The sequence below is a fragment of the Sorangium sp. So ce362 genome (genome assembly GCF_051519845.1).
Taxonomy (GTDB): domain Bacteria; phylum Myxococcota_A; class Polyangia; order Polyangiales; family Polyangiaceae; genus Sorangium.
Genome location: NZ_CP150332.1, coordinates 6,869,393 through 6,894,116, shown reverse-complemented (window position 1 = coordinate 6,894,116; position 24,724 = coordinate 6,869,393). Strand labels below are relative to the sequence as shown.

The following is a 24,724-nucleotide window of genomic DNA, read 5'->3' as shown; positions in this document are numbered from 1 at the left end:
TCCGCGACAATCGTTGCCGCCACGCCATTCTGCCGTAACGCAAGCTGGTATACAGTGCGAATGTTGAATCCCACGATGGGATAACCCATTGAAGCCGCTCGTCCTTATTTGGAGCTCGGGTGGAGCTCTGGTCTTTTCGCTAGCTGGCGCCGGGAGCCTCGATGCACCTTGAGACGTGGAATGCGGGGGAGGCCGATCCTGACCGAGCGAGGCGGCTCGCGATCGGGTACGCGGCCGGGCTCCTGCTGTTCGCGGGCATCGCGCTCTCCGCCGCCCGCCTGAGCGGCGCGATCCGGCCGCCTCCGCCCGAGGAGGAGGTCGTCGACGTCAAGCTCGCCGCCCGGCTCCCCGAGGCGCCTCCCGTCGCAGCGGCGCCGGCGCCCCCGCCGCCGGCGGCGGAGGCCCCGGCGCCTCGCCCCGCGGCGCCCCGGCGCCCGGCGCTCGTCGCGCCGACCACGGTGCCCTCCGAGGCGCCGGCGGAGGCGGACCCGAGCCAGGCCACGGCGAGCGACGACGACACCTACGGAGAGCCGGGCGGTGCGCCGGGCGGCGTGCCCGGCGGGGTCCCCGGCGGCACGGGAACGGCCGCCGTGGCGGCGCCCCCGCCGCCGCCGCCACCCCCGCCGCCGCCGCCGCCGAGAGGGCCGATTCACCTCCCCGAGAACGCGACGCCGCCGGTCGCGCTCTCCAACGCGCTTCCTTCCGTCCCCGAGGCGGCGCTGAGCGCAGGGGTAGAGGCCACCGTGGTCGTCAGGTTCGTGGTGACCGAGACGGGCGAGGTCACGAACGTCACCATCGTCCGCGGCCATCCGCTCTTCAACGACGTGGTCCTCGCGACGGTGAAGACGTGGCGCTACCGGCCGGCGGTTCACGAGGGGAGGCCGGTGTCGACCTTCAAGACGGTCAGGATCCCCTTCAAGGCGAAGAGATGACGTCGAGCGCGCGGCCGCGGAGGCGGCGTCTCGCGAGAGGAGTGAAGGAGTAGAGCCATGATGCAGTTTGATCTCGGGCACATCTGGGCGACCATGGGGCTCCTCAGCAAGCTCGTCGCGTTCGCCCTCGTGCTCATGGCGCTGGCGAGCGTCGCTGTCGTGGTGGAGCGGCTCATCGCGCTGGCGCGTCAAGCCTCGGAGAGCCGGCGCTTCGCGAGCGAGGCGCGGCCGGTGATGGAAGCGTGGGACACGGCGCGGCTCGCGGCGATCGCCGACCGGTACGGGCGCTCTGCGCTCGCCCGGCTCGTCGCGGCGGCGGTGCGCCGCTTCCAGCGCGCCGTCGACGCCGGCGAGGGCGGCGTGCCCCCGGTGGAGCTCGCGCGCCGCGAGGTGTCGCGGCGCCGCGAGGCGATCTCCGCCGACCTGCGCCGCGGCCTCTCGGTGCTGGCGACGGTGGGCTCGGTGGCCCCGTTCGTCGGGCTGCTCGGCACGGTCATCGGCATCATCACCGCCTTCCAGACCATCGCCTCGACCGGCTCGGGCGGCCTCGGCGCCGTGAGCGGCGGCATCTCCGAGGCGCTCATCGTCACCGCCCTCGGGCTCGGGGTCGCCATCCCGGCGGTGCTTTGCTTCAACTACCTCACCACCCGCATCGCCGCGGTGGAGCTCGCGCTCGAGCGCAGCGCGGGTGAGCTCATCGATGAAATGGAGAACGAGCATGGGCGTTCGAGCGGAGAGCGGTCGTTCGGGTCGGCAGCCGCCGCCTGAGCCGGAGATCAACGTCACGCCGCTCGTCGACGTGGTGCTCGTGCTCCTCATCATCTTCATGGTGATCGCGCCCCAGATGGAGCACGGCGAGCGGGTCGACCTCCCGGCGGTGTTTCAGCCCGATCGGAGGTCGAGATCGGCGCTCGATCCGATCTACGTGACGATCACCGGCGCCGGCACCGTGTTCCTGGAGAAGGAGGCCGTCGCCGACCTCCCGTCGCTCGGAGAGAGGCTGCGGGCCATCCGCGCCGCGGAGCCGGAGCGCCGGGTGGTCATCAAGGGCGACGCCTCCGTGAAGTACGGTCGCGTGCGGGAGGCGTTCGCGCTGTGCCAGGAGGTCGGCTTCGGCGGGATCTCGCTGCAGGTGAGCCAGCGGGGCGGCGGGGCCTCCCCGGAGCCGGAGGAGGGCTAGCGTCGTGGGGATGAGCGTTTCGCAGGGCGGAGGCAAGAGGGGCGGCGTCGCGCCGAGCATGAACGTGACGCCGCTCGTCGACGTGGTGCTCGTGCTCCTCATCATCTTCATGGTCGTGACGCCGCTGCTCGCGAAGCAGTTCTGGCTGAACCTGCCCAAGAAGGACGACACCGCGAAGCTCGCGCCACCCCCCGACGACGCCAGCAAGCCCGTGGTGCTCACGGTGGATCAGCGCGGCGTCATCCGCATCAACCAGGCCGAGGTGCAGCGCGGCGAGCTGAGAGAGCGGCTCGCCCGCATCTTCGCGGCGCGCTCGGACAGCGTGCTTTACTTCGACGCGGAGGACGAGGCCGTCTACGCGGTCGCGGTGGAGGCCATGGACGCCGCGCGCATGGGCGGGGCGAAGACGATCGCCGTCCTGACAGAGAAGACCGGGCGCTGAGCCGGCGCGGCGCTCGGCCCCGATGCGGCGCTGACAGGGCGCGCGCGGGGCCGACGTCCCAGGGCGCGCTCGCGGCGCGGCGCACAGGAGAGGGCGGCGGGTAGCTGGCTCTCCGCTCTCCTCATCGACGGGCGCAGGTGCGCCCAGCCATCGGATCGACAGGCGCGCCCGAGCTCGGGGCGTGAAGGGACAGGTGCATGAATCGCAGAAGGATCTCGGGGGTAGTCGCAGCGCTCGTGGCGCCGCTTTGCTGGGGGGCCACGGCCCTCGCCCAGGGCGACCCTGGAGCGGCCGCGCCGCCGCCCGAAGGCGCGGGGACCCCGGCCGGCGCCCCGGCGGCGGAGGACGCCGGGGGCCTCGACGAGCCGAGCCCGTCGCGCCCGCCGCCGGCGGGGAAGGGCGCCGTGTGGGGCGTCATCACGGACGCCGCCACGAAGGAGCCCCTCCTCGACGCCCAGGTGTCGGTCGTCGGGACGAAGCTCAAGGCCATCGCGGATCTCGACGGCCGCTACCGCCTGGAGCTCCCGCCGGGGAGCTACAAGCTTCGGATCTGGTACGAGGCGTACAGGCCCCGGCGCGTGCAGGACGTGCGCGTGACCGCCGGGCAAGTGAGCCAGATCGATGTCGGCCTCGATCCGGATCAGCAGGCGGAGGAGGTCATCGAGGTCGAGTTCGAGCCGGAGCGGGCGAGCGTCGCGGCGCAGCTGCTCATCCGGAAGAACGCGGCGCACGTGGGCGACGCGGTCGGCGCGAAGGAGATCGCGAAGACGCCCGATCGCAACGCCGCCGAGGCCGCGAAGCGCATCGTCGGAGCGACCGTGGTGGACAGCAGATACGTGTACGTGCGCGGCCTGGGCGAGCGCTACACGAACGCCCTCCTGAACGGCGCCCCGCTGCCGAGCCCCGAGCCCGACCGGCAGGCCGTCCCGCTGGATCTCTTCCCGTCGCTGGTCCTCAGCGACATCACCGTCGTCAAGACGTTCACCCCCGACATCCCCGGCGATTTCGCGGGCGGCTCGGTCCAGGTCAACACGCGCGAGCTCCCGACCAGGTTCCTCTTCCAGGCCTCGCTGTCGCTCGGCCTGAACAGCCAGGCGACGTTCCGGGATCGCATGAGCTACGCCGGATCCGGGACCGACTGGCTCGGGATCGACGGCGGCGCCCGCGCGCTGCCGGGCGAGATCCCCGATTACAAGCTGGTGCGCCTCGGCCCCAAGCCGGGCGGCGGCACCCTCACGAGGGACGAGATGACGGCTTACGGCAGGGCGATCAACTCGTCGATGGCGACGACGCGGGCGTTCACCCCGCCGAACGGGAGCGGCAGCGTGGTCGTCGGCGACACGCTGAAGCTCGGCGGCGAGCAGCGCCTCGGCTACATCGCCACCCTGAGCTACGGCCGGAAGTTCTCTCCGCGCGCCAACGAGGCCCTCGGCGACTTCGACCCCGACCCTCGAGGCGGCGAGCCCATTCGCGCCAGCGACATCGCGACGGGGAGCATCCGTGATCAGGTGTCCTGGGGCAGCTTCGCCAGCGCCACCTACAACCCGGCTCCGGACCACAAGGTAACGCTCACCGGGCTCCACAGCCGCTCGTCGGACGACCTGGCCAGCCAGGCCGACGGGAACCCGAGCCGCGGTGACAGCGCGTTTCGCGACACGCTGCTGCGGTTCATCTCGCGATCGCTCACCCTGGGTCAGCTCCAGGGAGAGCATCGCATCGGGGCGCTCCTCGGCGGGACCGTCGACTGGAAAGCATCGATTTCTCTCGCGACCTCGGACGAGCCCGACACGAGGGAAGCCGTCTACATCCGGGACGACGCGAGCGGCGCCTTCTCGTGGGACGAGGGCACGCTGAGCGGCGCGCACTTCTTCAGCGACATGAGCGACGTGAGCCACGGCGGGCAGCTCTCCTATACCCAGCCCCTCGTCCGCGGGGACACCCCGACCCGGCTGAAGGTGGGCGGCCTGCTCAACCGTCGAGAGCGCGAGTTCAACGCGCGCCGGTTCCGGTTCAAGCAGCGTCCTGGCTCGGATTCGATGCTCCTGCGCCAGGAGCCGGATCGGCTGTTCTCGGACGAGAACATCGGCGCGGTGCTCGAGCTGGAGGAGATCACGCGCGAGACCGACTCCTATACGGCGAACGACGATCTCTACGCGGGTTACGTGATGACCGACGCCGCCGCGACGCGATGGCTCCGCGCGGTGCTCGGCGCCCGGATCGAGGCCTCCGCGCTGTCACTGAGGGCGTTCGACAGGTACTCTCCGGCGAACCCCGAGACCAACGTGGAGAGCGCCAAGATCGATCTCCTGCCCGCGGTCAACATCATCGTCAAGGCGAGCTCGAACTCGAATGTCCGGTTCGGCGTGGCCAGGACGCTGGCTCGTCCCCAGCTCCGCGAGCTCAGCCCGACCTTGTATCAGGAGGGCTATAGCGGCAGAGAAGCGCAAGGCAATCCCGAGCTCCGGCGGACGAGCGTCGTGAACGGCGATCTCCGCTTCGAGATCTTCCCGACGGCCGGCGAGGTCGCTGCGGTCAGCGTGTTTTACAAGCACTTCCAGGGGCCGATCGAGGAGGTCATCCTCCCGAACGGCGGCAGGGGCAGGCTCACCTATGTGAACGGAGACGTGGGCCATGTCGCCGGCGTCGAGATCGAGCTCAGGAAGGGCCTTGGCTTCATCGCCCCGCTCCTGCGGGAGGTCACCGCGCTCGGCAACCTCACGTTCGTTACCTCGGAGGTGACGGTCGATCCGGAGGCCAGCGCGGGCGGGGTCAAAATCCAGAGCAATCCGGCGCACCCGCTCCACGGGCAATCCCCCTTCGTCGTGAACCTGGGGCTCGACTACACCGGAGAGTCGACCGGAGCGAGCGCCCGGCTCCTCTACAACGTATTCGGCGCCCGGCTCAGGAGGGTGGGGAGCCAAGGGCTGGAGGACGAGTACGAGCAGCCGCGGCACCAGATCGACCTGACCGTCGCCCAGCGCATCGGCGAGCACGTCGAGCTGAAGCTCGCCGGCGAGAACCTCATCGATGCTCCGGTTCGCGTCACGCAGGGCAAAGCGAACGACGACGACAAGATCGTCAGTCAATACAATACCGGAACGACCGTGACGCTGAGCGCCTCGTACACCTATTGAGCGCGTGCCATTGAATCGTCACGCGGCGATCGCCGCGATTTCGCCCGCGTGATGCATGTTGGGTCGCCAGGAGGTAAATAGCATGCGTACATTAGGAATTACCCTGGCTTGCGCCTCGGCGCTCTCCGTCGCGGCGCTCGCCGCTTGCGGGGACGACGAGTCGATCTCCCCGACCACGACCAGCTCCTCGTCCACGAGCGGCTCCGGCGGCGGTGGTGGCGGCGGCGGCGGCGGCGGTGGTGGTGGTGGTGGTGGTGGTGCCGATTGCGCCGCCCCGGTGGAGGTCACCAAAGCGATCACCGCCGACGCGACGTGGACCGCCGACAGGTGCTACCTCATGAAGGGGATCGTCTTCGTCGAGCCCGGCGCCACGCTGACCGTCGAGCCCGGCACGACGATCATGGGCGAGAAGGTGAGCCTCGCGACGCTGGTCGTGAAGCCCGGCGCGAAGCTCCACGCCAAGGGCACCGCCGACAAGCCCATCGTGTTCACGAGCCAGGGCGAGAAGGGGGACCGCGCCGCGGGCGACTGGGGCGGCGTCATCCTGCTCGGCGAGGCGCCCATCAACGTCGAAGGCGGCAAGGCCGCCGTCGAGGGTATCACCGGCGAAGGAACCGAGTATGGCGGCGATAAGCCGGAGGACAACAGCGGCGTCCTCGAGTACGTGCGCATCGAGTACAGCGGGATCCTGCTCTCTCAGGACAACGAGGTGAACGGCCTCACCTTCGCCGGGGTGGGCTCCGGGACGACGGTCGATCACGTGATGGTCCACCACACGCTCGACGACTGCTTCGAGTTCTTCGGCGGCACGGTCAACGCGAAGCACCTCATCTGCGCGCAGAACGGCGACGACGGCATCGACTGGGACCTCGGCTACGTCGGCAAGCTCCAGTTCATCGCGGTCCAGCAGGATCCGTCGGTGGCCGACGACACGAACGGCTTCGAGGGCGACAACGACGCCGACTCATCGACCAACACGCCGGTCAGCGAGCCGACGATCTACAACGCGACCCTGTGCGGCAAGAACAAGGACGTCGACAAGCAGCAGTACGGCATGCTGCTCCGCCACGCGACGAAGGCCCACCTCTTCAACATCATCGTGACCGGCTTCGAGGCGGGCGTGGACCTCCGCGACGAGCTCACCGAGGTCGAGCTCGCGAGCTCGATCTTCTTCGGCAACATCGCGGCGAACATCGCCCACGTGGAGAGCGACGCGAACGAGACCACCGAGTCGAAGCTGGATGACGACGACGACGCGGGAGCGGACGAGATCGCGTGGTTCGAGGGCGAGGCGTCCAACAGCGTCGAGGATCCGGGGCTCGCCGACTGCTTCGCCAAGGCGCCCGATTTCCGGCCGGCGGTCACGCTCGTCGACAACGCGGCGACGCCGCCCGACGACGGCTTCTTCGACGCGGAGGCGAGCTACATCGGCGCCTTCAAGGCGGATGACACCTGGGCGACGGGCGCCTGGGTCTCGTTCGACGCGAACTGACGCCGCGCCGTCCACGCGGGCGCGTCGTCGCGTGACGGGCGGACGGGATCCGTGGCGAGAGAAATGACGAAGGCCGGCTCTTCAGCCGGCCTTTATCGTCTCCATCATCACGCCTCCGCCGCAGGCGCTCAGCGCACCCGCGGCGTGAACCCGGACACGCTGCTCCGGTGCTCGCTGCATACGCCTCGCGCGTCCGGGTTGTCCTTGAATGACACCCTCCCGCACACCTCACAGATGCAGAGGTGTGCGCGATAGAACTCGCGATCGAGCAGGATGTCGGCGGCGAGCAAACTGAGCACAATGTCGCCCAGGAAGTCGATCTCGCGCGGCGAGGCGACCCAGACGGGACGGCCGCCGACCGCGGCCCGGCGGACCCTGCCCCCGTAGATGGCCGCGTTCAGGAATCGATCGTCGGCGACGGGAGCGATGAGGCCCCGGAGCGCCGTGATGACGCGACCGCGGGCCTTGTGGATCAGCTCCTCGAGGTTGCTGCCGCCGTCGGCGCGCGGGTCGAGCATGACGGGCGTCGCGCCGGGCTCGCGGACGATCTGCGGGCGCTTCATCAGACCCGGGCTCACGAGGTTGTCCACGAACCAATCCTGGAGGTCTGTGAGCGTCCACTCGGAGGCCGGCCACTCCAGGAACTCGAGCGCGCCGCGGAGGCCGCTGATGCTCTGGAGGCCGGGATGGGTAGGGAAGCTCGGCAGGGTGCGGGATGTGTGCAGACGCCGGGGTGAGCGGCGGCCCGCGTCGTCGATGTTGCGGCCGGAACCCATGTTCACCTCGAGGGCGGACCCCCGTTCCCGATGGATGCGAGCTCTTGCAGAGGCCACCATACCGGCAAAACAAGCACAACTCGTGCCGAGCCTGGCGAACGGGAGGACCTTGATTTACCAGGAGTTCTGCCCTGGTAGCCCGAAGCGACCGATGGGATGGCCGGCCACTGGCCGGCCAGGTTCTTGAACAGGTAAGATAGATCCTGATGGACCACTCCACCGTCCGCGTCTCGGTTCCCCCGGAGACCTCGGTCGCCGAGCCTGTTCCCGGAATCGTGCTGATTTTCTCGGGCGATCAGCCGCGATGCGCGCCGATCCCCCTCGATCGTGGCGCCGTGGTGCTGGGGCGCGGGGGCGTCGCCGGCGTGCCCCTGGTGGATGACTCGCTCATGTCGCGGCGACACGCCCGCATCGCGTACGACGGGGCGGCCTGGACCGTGGAGGACCTCGGCAGCACCAACGGGACGTCCGTCAACGGCGAGCCCATCCGCGGCGAGGTCCGGAGGGAGGCGATCCAGATCGTCGGCGCGGGGACGTCGGTGTTCCTCGCGCTCGCCGACATCCGGAGCTTCTCGCGCGGGGGCGTGCAGCTCGAGAAGGAGAGCGTCCTCGGGCCCAGGCTGCAGCTTGTCTACGACACCATCCTCCGCGCCGCGGCCGCGGGCGACAGCCTCCTCGTGACGGGCGAGAGCGGCACGGGCAAGGAGCTCGCGGCGCGCGCCTACCACGAGGCGGGGCCGCAGGCGCGCGGGCCGTTCGTGGCCGTCAACTGCGCGGCCATCCCGGAGGGCCTGGCCGAGCGGCTCCTCTTCGGCGCCCGGCGCGGCGCCTACTCCGGCGCGACGCACGACACCGAGGGCTACGTGCAGGCCGCCCACGGGGGCACGCTCTTCCTCGACGAGGTGGCCGAGCTCGACGCGGCCGTCCAGGCGAAGCTGTTGCGGACGATCGACACCCGGCAGGTGCTCGAGCTCGGCGCGGTCGCGCCTCGCCCGGTGCAGATCCGGATCTGCGCCGCGACACACGACCTGCGCGCGCGGGTCGCCCAGGGCCGCTTCCGGGACGATCTCTACTACCGCATCGGCCGGCCCGAGGTCCGACTCCCGCCGCTCCGGGAGCGCACCGAGGAGATCCCCTGGCTGCTCACGCAATGCGCGAAGGCGGTCGGCACGGCTTACGGCAAGGCGCCGCCGACGACTCACCATTCGATGATCATCGCGTGCGCGATGCGCCGCTGGCCAGGGAACCTGCGCGAGTTCGTCGGCGAGGCCCGGCGCGCCGTGACGCGCGCGCTCGACGAGGGCCGGCGCACGGTCGAGGCCAAGGATCTCGACCCGCTCGCGGGCATCGGGCTGGGCCCGGAGACGCTGGAGCCGCGCACCCGGCAGACAGGCAGCGATGGTAGGCCGGGCCCCTCGCGCGCGAGCCAGGCGCCGCCCGAAGATGAGATCGCCGAGGCGCTTCGCCTCGAGCGAGGCAATGTGTCTCGCGCGGCCAGCAGGCTCGGCGTGCACAGGAATCGAGTTCGGCGCTGGCTAGAGAAGAATGGCGTGGATCGCTCCCACTTCGCCGATGGGAGCGATCTGTCCGATAACGACTGAGCAGCTCACCGGCCTCGTAAGCACAGGTACAGGAGCACGTCAATGGCGGCACGGCATCGATGGAAAGCGCCTGCCCGCCGCGCTGCGCCTCGATGACGAAGTCGCTCCGGGCGTAGGCTGCTGAGGCCGACAGGACGTTCGTTCCATACATTGCCTCCAGCAAGCGCGCTGGTTCCCTCGGGCGATTGCTGGGCCGCGGCGCCGCTCCTCTCCGGCGAACCAGGCCCGGGCGTCGAGCAGGCCGGTCGTCGCAGGGTTGCCTCCATCCGGCGACGCAACGCCGGCTCGATCGACCGAGCGCCCATGTATAGGGACTTTACAGACGTGGTGTTGCGGGTTGTAATGTGGAGTGTAAGCCCCGTCTCCCGAGGTGCTGTCACGACCACGGTCAAGTCAACGAGTCCGGCGCGCGCGCGGCGCGCCAGGTCGGAGGGCGCGATGCGCTCTGAAGAAAGCAGCGATAAGGTGTGCCGTGTCCTGCGCGTGGCGCGCGTCGTCGCGCTGCGCGCGAGCCGCCAGGCCGCGACGTCGAGGCCGCGCGCATCGCGGTCCGCCCGCGCCCCGCGGCGGGCGGGGACTCCTTCCTGGGAGGCGGCCGCGGTTGCCTCGCGCGGTGCCTACGAGAGCCTACGTCTGCCGCCAGAAGGCAGGTTCGGACGGTGCGAGGCGCGCGAAGAAGGGAGCGCGATGCACAATCATGATCTTGGACTTGACCGGACGAGCGGCTTCATCGATGTACAGAGAGTTGTCTGTCGGGCCCTCGTGCGAGCTCAGGTCCCGTCGTGTCATGGGCGTGCGCTGCGCTTCGCAGCGTTACCGCGGGCGCGCGGCCGCCGAACGCCTGCTCCCGGCTCGCCGTCGGGCTCTCCCGCAGCGACATCAGCAAACATTGAAACCCCCGGCTCCTGCGAGGTGATCGACGTCATGCGTTCGCGCTTGAACTCGGCCGATCGCGGAGAGCCCAGCCAGGACGGCGGGCTGCCTGGTTGAACAGCCCTGGACACCATGAACGCGATCCGTAGACACGCATCGGCCGAAGAGGCGTCTGTCAGCCTACGAGAGCACATCGAGGGGCCGACAAGCTCGGCCGCGTCCGGACCCGGGCTCGGACAGCAGCCAAGCTCGGGCACCCGGCAGACCCACTCCCGGCGCCGCCCGTTCCTGAGCCGCCTGCTGGCGGCGGGCGAGGCGATCGACGCAGGGGATGGCGAGAGCGCGAGGGCCCTCTTGGAGGGCATCCTGCGGGCGGAGCCCGATACGGGGGACGCGTCGGAGCGCATTTCAGGTGTGTTCGGCCGAGCGTTGCTCGCTCGTCTGGACGGAGATCGCTCCGGCGATGGCAACCTCTACCTGCGCAGCGCTGGACCGCGGGACATGCTCGCGGCGTTTCAGCTGCTCGTGCACGCGACGCCGCTCATCCGTTTCGGATACCTCAGCGCGAACGCGGCGATCGTCGAGGCGTTCCAGGACGAGCAGGAGATCCACGTTATCGACATCGGTGTCGGGGGCGGTACCCAGTGGCCGTTCCTGCTACATCGGCTGGCGACGCGGCCCGGCGGTCCGCCGCGGGTCCGGTTGACCGGGATCGACCTGCCGTGTCGGGGCCCGGATCCCGAGCAGCGGCTGCGCTGGGCGGGCGCGTTCATCGGGGGATGGGCGGAGCGGCTGAAGGTCCCCTTCGAGTTCCACGGCGTCGCGTCCTCGGTGGAGCGCGTCGACTGGAGCCGTATTGCGTCCCGCGCGACGGCGCCCATCGCCGTCAATGCGGCGTTTGCATTGCACCACGTACCCGACGCCTCGGTGCACGCCACCGCGAACCGCGACACCATCCTCACGAGGATCCGCGCGCTGTCGCCGCGCGTGCTGACGCTCGTCGAGCCGGACGTGGAGCACAACGCGCTCCAGTTCCTCCCGCGCCTTTCCGAGGCGATCGGCCATTACTATGCGGTATTCCAGGCGCTCGAGGCACTGCTCCCGCCGCACATCGCCGCGCGCGAGACCATCGAGCAGGTCTTCTTCGGTCAGGAGGTGATGAACGTGGTGGTGGGCGAGGGGGCGGCGCGGGTCGAGCGGCACGAGCGCCGTGGCGCCTGGCAGCGCCGCCTCCGCATGAACGGCTTCGAGCCGCTGCGCGTCTCCCAGCATGAGCCGCCGGTCCGCGGAGGGCTGCGCCTCAGCCAGGGGTTCGACGTCCGGGCGGACGAGCCGGCGCTGCTGCTCATGCGCAATGGGGTGTCCATCGTGTCCGCGTCGGCGTGGCGCCCGCGGCCGGTGCCGCCGCCATCGCGGTTCATCTCCGGGCTGTTCCGCCGGGCCGGCTGAGCGCTCGCTCGTCGGGGACGCCTCGCCGTTGCACACGGCATCTGTGGCCGCAGTCGCATCTCGGGAGATGGGTAAGAGCAAGTGCCACCGCCGAGCTCAGGGATGAGCTCAGCGGGTCACGAGCACCTTGAGGGCGCCCGGCGCAGCGGCGGCCCGCAGCGCCTCCTCGGCGCGCTCCAGCGGGAGGCGGGCCGACACGAGCGAGCGGACGTCGACGGTCCGGCCCTCGAGGGCGCGCAGGGCTGGGTCGAACAGCCCGCAGCGCGAGCCGACCACGGTGATCTCGTGGACGACGAGGTCCGCGAGGTGGACGCTGGAGAGCCCGGCGACCGTGCTCTTCAGCACGAGCGTGCCCCGCGGCCGGGTCGCGCGGACCGCCCTCGTGAACCCCTCGGCCGTGCCGGTGGCCTCGACCACGAGCTCGGCCGGTTCGCCGGCCCAGGCGCCCTGAGGAGGCGCGGCGCCGGTGTCGGCCGGCGCGACCGGGCGAAAGAGCTCGGTCGCGATGCCCTGCGCGCGCAGCAGGGCGAGCTTCTCCTCGTGCTTGCCGACCGCGAGGACGCGGGCGCCGGCCTGGTGCAGCACCTGGGCGATGAGCAGGCCGAGCTTCCCGTCGCCGAACACGAGCGCCGAGGTGCCCGGCGCCACGCGCACCTGCTCCAGGATCGCGAACGCCGCCGCGAGCGGCTCGGTGAACACCGCCTCCTCGTCGTCCACCCGGTCGTCCACGGCGTGGAGGTTCGCCACGGGCACCGCGACGCGCTCCGCCAGCGCGCCGTCGGCGCCGACGATGCCCATCACCGTGCGCGCCGGGCAGTGCCGCCCCAGCCCGCGCGCGCACGTGGTGCAGAGGCCGCACGCGAAGTTGATCTCCCCGACCACGCGACGGCCGCGCCAGGCGGCCGGCCCGTCCACGACCTCCCCGACGAACTCGTGCCCGAGCGTGCCGCGGAAGCCCATGTAACCCTTGGTGATTTCGAGATCCGTGTTGCAGATCCCAGCGCACCGCACCTCGACCACGGCCATGCCGGCCGTGATCGAGGGCGGGTCGCGGTCGATGACGCGCGCCGCCGTGCCGTCCCAGACCAGCGCTCGCACGGGCGAGCTCTAGCCTGCCGCGAGCGCCAGCCGGCGCTTCGCCGGCTGCATGAGGTACGCGTCGACCGCCTCGGCGGCCTTGCGCCCCTCGGCGATCGCCCACACGACGAGGCTCTGGCCGCGCGACATGTCGCCGGCGGCGAAGACGCCCTCCACGCTCGTGCACCCGCCCGGCGCCTTCACGTTGCCGCGCTGGTCCATCGCGACGCCGAGCTGCTCGAGCAGCCCCTCGCGCTCGGAGCCGACGAAGCCCATCGCGAAAAGGACGAGCTCGCACGGGATCTCGAAGTCGCTCCCCGGGACCGGCACGAACTTCCCGCCTTCCAGGCTCACCCGCGTCGCCTTGAGGGCGCGCACGTGCCCGTGCTCGTCCCCGAGGAACGCGGTGGTCGAGACCGACCAGTCGCGCTCGCCGCCCTCCTCGTGTGAGGACGACGAGCGGAGGATGAGCGGCCACGCGGGCCACGGGTTCGTCAGCGAGCGCTGCTCGGGCGGGCGGGGGAGGAGCTCGAGCTGCGTCACGTGCGCCGCGTTGTGCCGGTGGCTCGTGCCGAGGCAGTCCGAGCCGGTGTCGCCGCCGCCGATGACGACAACGCGCTTGCCCGTCGCGAGGATCGCCTCGCTGTCGGGGATCACGTCGCCGGCGACCCGCTTGTTCTGCTGCGTCAGGAAATCCATCGCGAAGTGGACGCCCTTCAGCTCCCGGCCCGGCACCGCCAGGTCGCGCGGCCGGCGCGCTCCGCCGCAGAGCACGATGGCGTCGTACTGCTCGCGCAGCGCGTCGCCGGTGATGTCGACGCCGCAGTGGACGCCCGTGCGGAAGGTCACCCCCTCGGCCTGCATCTGCTCCATGCGGCGGTCGATGAGGTGCTTCTCCATCTTGAAGTCGGGGATGCCGTAACGGAGCAGGCCGCCGATGCGGTCGTCGCGCTCGAAGAGCGTCACGTCGTGCCCCTTGCGCGCGAGCTGCTGCGCGGCCGCGAGGCCGGCCGGCCCCGACCCGATCACCGCGACCTTCTTGCCCGTGCGCTGCTTCGCGATGACCGGCACGACAAGGTTCCGCTCGAAGGCGCGATCGGCGACGCCGCGCTCGACGTTCTTGATCGTGACCGGCTTGCCCTCGATGTTCAGCACGCACGCCGCCTCGCAGGGCGCCGGGCACACGCGCCCGGTGAACTCGGGGAAGTTGTTCGTCGCGTCGAGCGCCGCGATCGCCTCGGGGAGGCGCTCGCGGAACATGTGATCGTTCCAGTCGGGGATCAGGTTCCCGAGCGGACAGCCGTCGTGACAGAACGGGATGCCGCAGTCCATGCACCGCGCCGCCTGATCGCGCAGCTCGGGATCGGGGACCGGGAGCTCGAACTCCTGCCAGTCGTTCAAACGCTCGGAGACGGGTCGCTTCTTGATGTCGACCCGCTGGATCTCGAGGAAGCCTCGTACCTTACCCATGGGCGGCCGACCTCTCTCCCGTGCTCGCGGGGCCCGCGTTGGCGGGGATGTAACGTCCAGTGGAAACGTAGGGGGTGGAGGGCGAAAGGAGGGACACGATCCCGTCCGTCGCGTCCGCCCCGTTCGTCGCGGGCGACGCCGCGGCCTCGAGGGCGCGCCGGTACTCGCTCGGGACGACCTTCACGAACTTCGACAGGACGGCCTGCCAGGAGTCGAGCAGCTCGGTCGCCTTCCGGCTGCTCGTGCGCCGTACGTGCTCCTCGAGCAGCGCCCGCACCGACTCGGCGTCGGCCGCGGTCATCGTCTCGAGCTGCACCATCTCCTTGTTGCAGCGCGCCTCGAAGAGCGCGTCCTCGTCGAAGACATAGGCGAGCCCGCCGCTCATGCCGGCCCCGAAGTTGCGGCCGGTGGTGCCGAGGATGATCACGGTGCCGCCCGTCATGTACTCGCAGCCGTGGTCGCCCACGCCCTCGACGACGGTGGTGGCCCCGCTGTTCCTGACCGCGAAGCGCTCGCCGGCGCGGCCGTTGAAGAACGCGCGGCCACTCGTCGCGCCGTAGAGCACGACGTTGCCGACGATGACCTGGTCGTCCGGCTTGAACGGCGCCTCGCGCGGCGGGCGCACCGCCACGACGCCGCCCGAGAGGCCCTTGCCGACGTAGTCGTTCGCGTCGCCCTCGAGCTCGAGCGTCATGCCCCGCGAGGCGAAGGCGCCGAAGCTCTGGCCGGAGCTGCCGGTGCACTTCACCACGATGCTGTCCTCGGGCAGCCCGTCGCCGCCGTGGCGGCGCGCGATCTCACCGCTCAGCATGGCGCCGAGCGTCCGGTCCGAGTTCCGCACGCGGGTCTCGATGACGACGGGCGACCCGCCGTCGATCGTGGCGCGCGCCTGCTCGATCAGCCTGAGGTCGAGCACCCGGTCGAGCTTGTGGTCCTGCGGCTCGACGCAGTGGTTCGGGCTCGTGAGGGCCTCCTTCGGGCGGTAGAGCACCTCGGAGCAGTCGATCTTCCTCGCCTTCGCGTGGAGCCCGGTGCGCCGCTGCACGATGCAGTCGGAGCGCCCGACCATCTCGCTCAGGGTGCGGAAGCCCAGGCTCGCCATGATCTGCCGGAGCTCCTCCGCCACGTAGAAGAAGAAGTTGATGACGTGCTCCGGCGCGCCCGTGAACTTCTTGCGGAGCTCCGGGTCCTGCGTGGCGATGCCGACGGGGCAGGTGTTGAGGTGGCACTTGCGCATCATGATGCAGCCCGCCGCGACGAGCGGCGCCGTGGAGAAGCCGAACTCCTCGGCGCCGAGCAAGGCGGCGAACGCCACGTCCCGGCCGGTCATCAGCTTGCCGTCGGTCTGCACGATGGCGCGGCCGCGGAGCCCGTTCATCACGAGCACCTGGTGCGCCTCGGCGAGCCCGAGCTCCCACGGCACGCCCGCGTGGTGGATCGACGTGAGCGGGGAGGCGCCGGTGCCGCCCGAGTCGCCGCTGATCAGCACCACGTCGGCGTGCGCCTTCACGACGCCCGCGGCGATGGTGCCGACGCCCGCCTCGGCGACGAGCTTCACGCTGATGCGCGCCTTCGAGTTGATGTTCTTCAGGTCGAAGATGAGCTGCGCGAGATCCTCGATCGAGTAGATGTCGTGGTGCGGCGGCGGCGAGATCAGCGTCACGCCGGCGGTCGAGTGGCGCACCTTCGCGATCACCGCGTCGACCTTGTGGCCCGGGAGCTGGCCGCCCTCGCCGGGCTTGGCCCCCTGCGCCATCTTGATCTGCAGCTCGTCGGCGTTGACGAGGTACTGGGCCGTGACGCCGAACCGCCCCGACGCGACCTGCTTCACCGCGCTCCGCTTCGAGTCGCCGTTCGGCAGCCGGAGGAAGCGCCCCGGGTCCTCGCCGCCCTCGCCGGTGTTCGACCGCGCGCCGATGCGGTTCATCGCGACGGCGAGGGTCTCGTGGGCCTCCTTCGAGATGCTGCCGAAGGACATGGCGCCCGTGGCGAAGCGCCTGACGAGCGAGGTGGCGGGCTCGACCTCCTCGATCGGCACCGGCGGGCCGGCGGGCTTGAAGTCCCACAGCCCGCGGAGCGACATCGGGTGCTCGTGCTGCTCGTTGATGACCGCGGAGTACTCGGCGTAGCTCTTCGCGTCGTCGAGGCGGACCGCCCGCTGGAGCGTCGAGACCGACTGCGGCGTCCAGAGGTGCCGCTCGCCGGACACGCGGAAGTGGTGGTGGCCGCCGACGTCGAGGTGCGCGCGCGCCCGCTCGCCGTACGCCGCCTGGTGGCGGGCGAGCGTCTCCTCCGCGATCTCGCGCAGCCCGACGCCGCGGACGCGCGACGCCGTGCCGGTGAAGTACGCGTCGATGACGAGCTGGTCGACGCCGATCGCCTCGAAGATCTGCGCGCCCTGGTAGCTGGAGAGCGCGCTGATCCCCATCTTCGACATGATCTTCAGGATGCCCTTCTTGAGCGCCTTCACGTACCGCGAGCTCGCCGCCGGGGGCGACAGGTCGGGGCCGAGGGTCTTGTCGCGGCACATCGCCGCGATCGACTCGAACGCGAGGTACGGGTTCACCGCGCCCGCGCCGTAGCCGATGAGCAGCGCCATGTGGCCGACCTCGCGCGCCTCGCCGGTCTCGACGATGATGCCGGCGCGCGTGCGCGTCCCCTCGTCGATGAGGTGGTGGTGCACGGCGCCCGTCGCGAGCAGGCTCGGGATGGGGGCGAGCGTCTCGTCGATGCCGCGGTCGCTCAGGATGAGGATGCTCGCGCCGTCGGCGATCGCGCGGCTCGCGTCCTTGCAGAGCTTGGCGAGCGCGTTGCGCAGGTTGTCCTCCGGGTCACCGTCGACCGAGAAGTACATCGGCAGCGTGGCCGCGCGGAAGTCGGGGAAGACGTTCTTGCGCAGCTTCGACAGATCGTCCTGCGTGAGGATCGGGTGCGGCAGCTCGAGCATCCGGCACTGGCGGGGCGTCTCCTCGAGGAGGTTGCCCTCGCCGCCGACGCAGCTCACGAGCGACATCACGATCTCCTCGCGGAGCGGATCGACCGGCGGGTTGGTGACCTGCGCGAACAGCTGCTTGAAGTAGCGGAAGAGCAGCTGGGGCTTCTCGGAGAGGACGGCGAGCGGGATGTCGATGCCCATCGAGCCCACCGGCTCCTCGCCGAGGGTGGCCATCGACGCGAGGATCATCCGCAGGTCCTCCTCGGTGTAGCCGAACGTCTGCTGCAGGGACCGGAGGTCCGCGTGCGGGATGGTGTAGAGGCTCGGCACGTCCTCGAGGGCGCGCAGGTCGATCTTGTTCTCGGCGACCCACGCCGCGTACGGCTTCTGCGTCGCGACCCGCCGCTTGATCTCGTCGTCGCTGACGACGCGCCCCTCGCTCGTGTCGACGAGGAACATCTTGCCCGGCTGGAGGCGCCCCTTCTGGATGACGCGCGCCGGCTCGATGTCGAGCACGCCGAACTCGCTCGCGAGCACGACGAGCCCGTCGCTCGTCACGACGTACTTCGCCGGGCGCAGCCCGTTGCGATCGAGCGTCGCGCCGATCAGCTGGCCGTCGGTGAAGCACAGCGCCGCGGGGCCGTCCCAGGGCTCGATGAGGCAGCCGTGGTACTCGTAGAACGCCTTCTTCTCGGCCGACATGTCCGGGTCGTGCGCCCAGGCCTCCGGCACGAGCATCATCATCACGTGCGGCAGCGAGCGGCCGCTCGCGAGCAGGAAGTCGACGACGTTGTCGAGCGCGGACGAGTCGGACCCGCCGGCGCGGATGATCGGCTTGAAGTCCTCGATCGCGTTCGCGAACACATCGCTCTTGAGCAGCGCCTCGCGCGCCGACATCCACGCGGTGTTGCCGCGCACCGTGTTGATCTCGCCGTTGTGCGCGATGACCCGGTACGGGTGCGCGCGCTCCCACGTCGGGAAGGTGTTCGTCGAGAAGCGCGAGTGCACCATCGCGAGCCGCGACACGGCGCGCTTGTCCGACAGCTCGGGGTAGAACGCCGCGACCTGCTCCGCGAGCATCAGGCCCTTGTAGACGACCGTCCGCGATGAACAGGAGGCGATGTAGAAGTCCTCGGAGTCGGCGATGCGGCCGGCGCGCTTGCGGATCGCATAGAGGACCTGCTCGAAGGACTGGCGAGGCGCGACCCGGCCGATGAACAGCTGGCGGATCGCGGGGCGCGAGTCGCGGGCGACCGGGCCGATCGCCGCGTCGTCGATCGGGACGTCGCGCCAGCCGAGGACGCGCTGGCCGTGGTGCACGACCGCGGCCTCGAGGATCGCCTCGCACTGGCGGCGCCGGGACGGGCTCTGCGAGAAGAACACCGTCGCGACGGCGTAGTCGCCGGGAGGAGGCAGCGCGATGCCCACGGCGGCCAGGGATGCGGCGTACAGCTCGTGCGGGATCTGGAGGAGGACGCCCGCGCCGTCGCCGGTGCAGGGGTCGCAGCCAGCGGCGCCGCGATGGGTTAGATTTTCGAGGATCTCGAGCGCTTGGCAAACGACCTCGTGCGTCGCTTCACGGCGGAGCGTGGCGACGAATCCGAGACCGCATGCGTCGTGTTCGAAAGCCGGATCGTAAAGACCTTGTGGTTGGGGCAGAGGCATGGTGCTGACTTCACACGCGCGTAGCACATGTGGCACAAGGATTGGAGCCCTAGTTAATGCGGCGCGCCAATCCCCGCCGAATCGGGCGCAAAAATGGGGGAGCGGTCCCCCCTCTCCGCGGCCCGGATGGGCCGGGGGGGCGGCGCTCGGCAGTGGACGCCCGTCGCCGCCCGTGGTGTGGGTGGGGCTGGCCGGCTTGCTGGCCCGTCCACCGGCGACGCGTCATTCGGATGAAGCTCTTCGCACTCAGTGATCTCCACGTCGGCTATGCGGAGAACCGGTCGGCCATCGAGCGCATGACGCCGCGGCCGAGCGACTGGCTCATCCTCGCTGGCGACCTCGGGGAGACGGAGCAGCACCTGCTCTACGTGCTCGACACCCTGGGCCCGCGGTTCAAGCAGCTCGTGTGGACGCCGGGCAACCACGAGCTCTATGCGATGCCGGGTGATCACGGCGGGCTGCGCGGCCGGGCCCGCTACGATCGGCTGGTCGAGCTATGCCGGAGCCGCGGGGTGATTACGCCGGAGGATCCCTACGTGCTTTGGGAGGGCGAGGGCGGGCCGCACGTGCTGGCGCCGATGTTCCTGCTCTATGACTACAGCTTCCGGCCGGCCGGCGTGGCCGAGCGCGAGGCGGTGGCGTGGGCGATGGAGAGCGGCATCCTCTGCACGGACGAGGAGCTGCTCGACCCGGCCCCCTACGCGAGCCGGCCTGCGTGGTGCCGGGCCCGCCTCGCCGAGACAGAGGCCCGACTCGCCGCGATCGAAGAGCTCCCCACGGTGCTCGTCAACCACTTCCCGCTGCGAGAAGAGCTCGTGCGCCTGTGGCGCATCCCGCGCTTCTCGATCTGGTGCGGGACGCGGCGCACGCACGATTGGCACACGCGGTTCCGCGCGCGGGTGGTCGTCTCAGGGCACCTCCACATCCCCCGCACCGACTGGATCGACGGTGTCCGTTTCGAGGAGGTGTCGTTCGGCTACCCGCGCCAGCGGCCCGCCGGGCTCACCCTCGACAGCTGCCTGCGGGAGATCCTGCCCGGGGCCGCAGGCGCGGCTCCGCTGGAGATGATGTAGATGCTCGAGATCGGTCCCGGCACCGCGCACCTCTGGTACGTCTTCTCCGAACCGGTCTGCGACGAGGCGCTGCTCGCGGCGTACCACCGGCTGATGGCGCCGGACGAGGCGGCGCAGCAGGCGCGCTTCCTGTTCGCGGAGAACCGGCACGAGTACCTGCTCACCCGCGCGCTCGCGCGCACGGTCCTCTCGAAGTACGCGGACGTCGCGCCCGAGGCATGGACGTTCGTCCGAAACGAATTTGGTCGGCCGCAGATCGCGGGGCCGCCGGGCGTGCCGCCGCTCCGGTTCAACCTGTCCAACACGCGGGGGCTCATCGCCTGCCTTGTCGCGCTGGACCGCGACGTGGGGGTCGACGTCGAGGACACCGAGCGATCGAGCAGCGCGGTGGACATCGCCGACCGCTTCTTCTCGCCCGCCGAGGTGCGCGCGCTGCGCGCCCTGCCGAAGGAGACGCAGCGCGCGCGCTTCTTCGCGTACTGGACGCTCAAGGAGTCGTACATCAAGGCGCGCGGGATGGGGCTCGCGATCCCGCTCGACCAGTTCTCGTTCCACCTCGACGACGGGCCGGCGATCGGCATCTCCTTCGATCCGCGGCTCGGCGACGATCCCTCGGCCTGGCAGTTCGCGCTCTACCAGCCCTCGGCGCGGCACAGGATGGCCGCCGCCATCCGCACGCGAGGCGAGCCTCCGCTGTCGATCGAGCTCCGGGAGACGGTGCCGCTGCGCGACGGCGGATGAGCGGCGGCGCGGGCCGCCCGCGCGGCGCGGTCAGTCCGGCCGCTCGATCGAGAGCTCGACGTTGCGCCACGACGGCGCGCCGCTGCCGTCGCGGCCGAAGCCGGAGGTGACGTCGACGACGGCCCGGCGGCGCCCCTCGGCGGCGACCGGGTCGTCGTCGACGGCGTAGTCGAGGGCGACCCCCCGGATGGCGGCGAAGCCGTTGTCCTCGTCCCAGATCTCGATGACGCGGACCTGGTGGGGGTAATCGGAGAGCGCGGAGGTCTCGACCTCCCAGTAGGCGTGCCCGCCGCTCGGCGTCACCGGGGTAACCCGGTGCACGTGCGTGTGGCCCGCGAGGTGGAGCAGCACGTTGTCGTAGCCGCCGACGAGCGCCTGCCACGCCTCGACGCCGAGCGCGCCGGGCACGGCGGGGGTGCCCGTCGCGGCGAAGGAGCCATCCCCGAGCAGGCGCGACGCGTGGTGGGACGCGAGGACGACCCACCTGCGATCGCGCTGCGCTCGGTCGAGCGCCGGGCGGATGAACCGCTCGACGTCGTCCTCGAGGATCACGCCGTTCGGGCCTCCGGTCTCGGCGGCCGTGTCGAGCACGAGGACGCGGAGGGGCGTGTCCTTCACGTCGAACTCGTAGAACGCCTTCCCGTACGCCTGCTCGTCGGGCCCGATCCCGTGCCCATCGCCCGTCGCCGCCAGCTGATCGAGCAGCGCGGGGCGGCTCAGGAGCGCTCGCCTCGGATCGGGCACGACCTCGCCGGTGACCACCGGACCGCCGGGGAGCGACCAGTCGCGTGTCCCGCCGTCCGAGAGGCTCCCCGTCACGAGCTCGGCGCGGGTGTCGACCGGGAAGTTCCCCTGGTGCAGGACATCGTGGTTGCCGGTCACCCAGCGCCACGGCATGAGCAGCCCCTCGGCGAAGAACGGGTCCTTGGGATCGTTGTCCGGGCCCTGGACGGGATCGTCGTCGTCGCCCGAGTCGCACTCGACGCGCTCGGCGCCGTCGAGGATGGCCGTGAACCACGCGATCTCGTTCGTCTGCGCGCTGTCGGCGTTGTCGCCGCCGAGCAGGACGAAGTCGAGCGGCGTGCTCCGGTGGAACGCGTTGATGGTGCGCACGGCGGCGTTGAGGATCCGGCACTCGTGCCCTTCCTGCGGGCGGAACGCCGACGCGAAGGGGCCGGGCCCGTCGAAGATCGCGAGCCGCGCGGGCGACTCGTCGTCGGCGAGCTGGGTGTCGGCGAGGTGCACGAACCGCGTCAGCAGCTTCGGGCGCGGGCCGCGCGGCGGCGGGGGCGTGCCGTCGAGCGTCGCCGGCGCGAGCGGCTGTCCCGGCCCGATCTCGAGCTCGCCGTAGCCCTCGGCGAGCATCTGCTCGATCTCCACCGGCACCGCGGGGTTCCTGGCCGGCGGATCGATCACGGCGGCGCGCGGCACGAGGGTGCGCTCGGTCGTCAGCGGCGGCGCGCCCGCGAGCGCCGGCAGCGGCGTCGGCGCAGGCAGGGGCGCGGGATCGACGGACTCCTCCGCCGCGCAGGCCGCGAGCGCAAGGAGGAAGACCGCCGCGGGGCGACCCCTGCGCATACGCGCGCCGAACGAGCGGCCGGGCTCCGCCGTTCTCGTACCCACTGCTCGTGTCTGGCTCATCGCTGCCTTACATGACAAGACAGCAGCGTCTGATCAAGAAATGTTCATTCAGGCGGTATCGTCCTTGCTGACGGCCGGCATCGGCAAAGAAACGAGAGTTTCCGGAATGATGGTTAACCATCCCACGTGTTCCGGGTGTCGCCGCGGAGCGTCACGTTGATGAGCACGGGCGGACTGAACCATGGTAGGGCGGAGCCGCGGCCAGCGCGCCGGCTGCTGCTACGATGCGGCGCGTCCGGGCTCCGGGCGCCCCTCTCGAGGTCATCCATGGTCATTTCGCGATTCCTGGGCTGCGCGCTCGCGGCGGCGGCGCTGGTGGGCTGCGGCGAGCCCGATCCCATCATCGAGACCCATTACGGAGCTTACGAGGGGGACGCCTATCCGGACCGGCGTCCGGAGATCGTGGTTCCGGAGGGGGGAATGGGTGTGGTCACCGATAGCCGCTCCGACACGCTCTCCCTCATCGCGCTCGCGACGGGAGAGCGATTCGGTGTTTACCCTGTGGGCCGCGATCCGGTGACGCTCGACGGGCCTCATCATGTCGCCGTGGACGCCCCGGGAAACGCGCTCTATGTCGCGCTGTCGTACCCTGTCCTCGCCGGCGCGATCGGCCCCCACGCGACCCACGGATCGAGCGCGATGGCCGGCTATGTCCAGAAGCTCGCGCTCGACGACATGCGCGTCCTCGGGCAGGTGCGCGTCGAGCCCAATCCGGGCGACATCGTGATCTCCGAGGATGGCAGCCGCGTCGTCGTCTCTCATTACGATCTCAAGCGCGTGCTCGACAATCCGGGGGACATCGAGGCGGCGCGCTCGTCCCTCGCGGTGATCGATGCCGACGCCGTCCTGCCCTCGGGCTCGGCCGCGCCGAGGCTCATCCCCGTCTGCATGGCCGCGCACGGCATCGTCCTCTCGCGCCCGGACGCCGCCCGCGCCTACGTCGCCTGTTATGGCGAGGACGTCCTCGCGATCGTCGATCTGACGGACCCGGACGCCGAGGTGAAGCGCGTCCCCGTCGGACCGAGCCCGCGCATCGCCGACCCCACCTACGGGCCCTACGCCGCCGTCATGTCGCCCGATCAGAAGACCATCGCCGTGAGCAACATAGAGACGAGAGACGTGCGCTTCTTCGATGTCGCGTCGGAGACGTTCGACGAGTCCCGCACGATCCCCGTGATCGGCGCGCCCTACTTCGTCGCGTGGACCCCCGACGGGAGCCGCATCTACCTGCCGACGCAGGTGCCCGACGCGATCGCGCTGATCGGCGTGGCCCCGGGCGACGACGACATCGTCTCACGGGAGCTCTCCGGGGAATGCTTCAGGCCGCACCTTGCGGACCTCGACGAGGAGCACGGGCTCTTCCTCGTCTGCGAGGGGGATCAGACCGAGACCCCCGGCAGGGTGCTCCGGCTCGATCCCGAGACGCTGGAGACGCGCAGCGACGCCGAGGTGGGCCTCTATCCCGACGCGTTCGCGCGCGTCGCCGCGGGGGCGCGATGAAGGCGCTCTCCGGCGCGCCGGCCGCGCTCGCCTGCGCCGCGCTCCTCTGCGGTTGCACGGGCGATCCCGAGACGAAGATCATCGACGCGACGGCCGTGGAGCACGGCGCGGCGCTCTTCCGGGATCCCTCGATCGCGGAGACGCGCTTCAATCGCTATGCATGCTCGACGTGCCATGAGGCGATCGCCGGCGAGGCGGGGAGCGCCATGCTCCCCGGCGCCCCGCTCGCCGGCGCCGTCGCGCGCCCGCATTACTGGGGCGGGCAGGAGGTCGATCTCCTCGGCGCGATCAACCATTGCCTCTATTTCTTCATGACCAAGGATCTGCCCTGGACCGCGGACGACCCCGCTGCACGGGCCATGTACGCCTACCTGGAGTCGCTGCCCAGCGACGGCGACGCGGCCGAGGCCGTCCCGTTCACGCCGATCTACACGTTGAGCGAGCCGCCGCCCGGCGACCCGGGGCGGGGCGGGCCCATCCACGATCGCGCCTGCGCCTCGTGCCACGGGCGCGTTCGTTCGGGGGAAGGGCGGCTCGTCGAGCGGGCCCCGGCGCTGCCGGATCAGACGCTCGAGGAGCACCCGTTCGGCGAGTACACGGAGCGCGAGCGGCTGATGGTCTTCGTCGAGAAGGTCCGGCACGGCTCCTTCGTCGGCTACGGCGGGCAGATGCCGCCGTTCTCCGCCGAGGTCCTCTCCGACGAGGAGCTCGGCGATCTCCTGTCGTTCTACGGGCTGCTCTGA

17 protein-coding genes are annotated in these 24,724 nt (G+C 70.8%); 12 read left to right on the top strand and 5 right to left on the bottom strand.

Going from position 1 to position 24,724, the window contains the following annotated elements:
- The first annotated feature begins 161 nt into the window (after nt 1-161).
- From WMF17_RS26240 to WMF17_RS26215, 6 genes are all read left to right on the top strand, one after another.
- Nucleotides 162-932 carry an energy transducer TonB gene (locus tag WMF17_RS26240; RefSeq protein ID WP_437595893.1) on the top strand — a complete coding sequence of 257 codons (771 nt, stop codon included), beginning with the start codon at nt 162-164 and terminating at the stop codon, nt 930-932.
- A 57-nt stretch (nt 933-989) separates the two neighbouring features.
- Entirely contained in the window at nt 990-1,700 is a 711-nt protein-coding gene (locus WMF17_RS26235) for a MotA/TolQ/ExbB proton channel family protein (protein WP_437595892.1), read from the top strand.
- Nucleotides 1,651-2,112: an ExbD/TolR family protein gene (locus WMF17_RS26230; protein WP_437595891.1), complete on the top strand. Its 462-nt coding sequence runs from the start codon at nt 1,651-1,653 to the stop codon at nt 2,110-2,112. The genes WMF17_RS26235 and WMF17_RS26230 overlap by 50 nt, the downstream gene beginning before the upstream one ends.
- A 10-nt stretch (nt 2,113-2,122) precedes the next feature.
- A complete protein-coding gene (locus tag WMF17_RS26225; RefSeq protein ID WP_437595890.1) occupies nt 2,123-2,554 on the top strand; it encodes an ExbD/TolR family protein in 432 nt (143 codons plus the stop codon).
- 197 nt (nt 2,555-2,751) lie between these two features.
- Complete coding sequence (locus WMF17_RS26220) at nt 2,752-5,688, top strand: TonB-dependent receptor domain-containing protein (RefSeq protein WP_437643883.1); 2,937 nt, start codon at nt 2,752-2,754, stop codon at nt 5,686-5,688.
- 82 nt (nt 5,689-5,770) lie between these two features.
- Nucleotides 5,771-7,180, top strand: coding sequence for a T9SS C-terminal target domain-containing protein (locus WMF17_RS26215; RefSeq protein WP_437643881.1), 1,410 nt, complete (start codon nt 5,771-5,773; stop codon nt 7,178-7,180).
- Between the two features lie 128 nt (nt 7,181-7,308).
- Here the strand turns inward: WMF17_RS26215 and WMF17_RS26210 are convergent, their stop codons facing one another.
- Nucleotides 7,309-7,956, bottom strand: a complete 648-nt coding sequence (locus tag WMF17_RS26210; protein WP_437595886.1) for a hypothetical protein — start codon at nt 7,954-7,956, stop codon at nt 7,309-7,311.
- A 206-nt stretch (nt 7,957-8,162) separates the two neighbouring features.
- Here WMF17_RS26210 and WMF17_RS26205 point away from each other — a divergent pair, with 206 nt between their 5' ends.
- Both WMF17_RS26205 and WMF17_RS26200 read left to right on the top strand, forming a co-directional pair.
- Nucleotides 8,163-9,557 (top strand): sigma 54-interacting transcriptional regulator, encoded by a 1,395-nt coding sequence (locus WMF17_RS26205; protein WP_437595885.1) that lies wholly within the window; start codon nt 8,163-8,165, stop codon nt 9,555-9,557.
- 1,005 nt (nt 9,558-10,562) lie between these two features.
- Complete coding sequence (locus WMF17_RS26200; protein WP_437595884.1) at nt 10,563-11,879, top strand: GRAS family protein; 1,317 nt, start codon at nt 10,563-10,565, stop codon at nt 11,877-11,879.
- A 108-nt stretch (nt 11,880-11,987) separates the two neighbouring features.
- Here WMF17_RS26200 and WMF17_RS26195 read toward each other — a convergent pair whose 3' ends face one another.
- From WMF17_RS26195 to gltB, 3 genes are read right to left on the bottom strand one after another with little or no spacing between them, the layout of a single operon-like run.
- Complete coding sequence (locus WMF17_RS26195; RefSeq protein ID WP_437643879.1) at nt 11,988-12,977, bottom strand: MDR/zinc-dependent alcohol dehydrogenase-like family protein; 990 nt, start codon at nt 12,975-12,977, stop codon at nt 11,988-11,990.
- Between the two features lie 9 nt (nt 12,978-12,986).
- Complete coding sequence (locus tag WMF17_RS26190; protein WP_437595882.1) at nt 12,987-14,426, bottom strand: glutamate synthase subunit beta; 1,440 nt, start codon at nt 14,424-14,426, stop codon at nt 12,987-12,989.
- Nucleotides 14,419-19,026, bottom strand: a complete 4,608-nt coding sequence (gltB, locus tag WMF17_RS26185) for a glutamate synthase large subunit (protein ID WP_437643877.1) — start codon at nt 19,024-19,026, stop codon at nt 14,419-14,421. The genes WMF17_RS26190 and gltB overlap by 8 nt, the downstream gene beginning before the upstream one ends.
- Nucleotides 19,027-19,256: 230 nt before the next feature.
- Here gltB and WMF17_RS26180 point away from each other — a divergent pair, with 230 nt between their 5' ends.
- Nucleotides 19,257-20,099, top strand: a complete 843-nt coding sequence (locus tag WMF17_RS26180) for a metallophosphoesterase family protein (protein ID WP_437595880.1) — start codon at nt 19,257-19,259, stop codon at nt 20,097-20,099.
- Nucleotides 20,100-20,840, top strand: coding sequence for a 4'-phosphopantetheinyl transferase family protein (locus WMF17_RS26175; RefSeq protein ID WP_437595879.1), 741 nt, complete (start codon nt 20,100-20,102; stop codon nt 20,838-20,840).
- A 30-nt stretch (nt 20,841-20,870) separates the two neighbouring features.
- Here WMF17_RS26175 and WMF17_RS26170 read toward each other — a convergent pair whose 3' ends face one another.
- Nucleotides 20,871-22,418, bottom strand: a complete 1,548-nt coding sequence (locus tag WMF17_RS26170; protein ID WP_437643875.1) for a metallophosphoesterase — start codon at nt 22,416-22,418, stop codon at nt 20,871-20,873.
- Between the two features lie 330 nt (nt 22,419-22,748).
- Here WMF17_RS26170 and WMF17_RS26165 point away from each other — a divergent pair, with 330 nt between their 5' ends.
- Both WMF17_RS26165 and WMF17_RS26160 read left to right on the top strand, forming a co-directional pair.
- The gene (locus tag WMF17_RS26165) at nt 22,749-23,981 is read left to right on the top strand and encodes a YncE family protein (RefSeq protein ID WP_437643874.1); all 1,233 of its coding nucleotides are present in this window, start codon (nt 22,749-22,751) and stop codon (nt 23,979-23,981) included.
- The gene (locus WMF17_RS26160) at nt 23,978-24,724 is read left to right on the top strand and encodes a c-type cytochrome (protein ID WP_437595873.1); all 747 of its coding nucleotides are present in this window, start codon (nt 23,978-23,980) and stop codon (nt 24,722-24,724) included. Before WMF17_RS26165 ends, WMF17_RS26160 begins: the two co-directional genes overlap by 4 nt.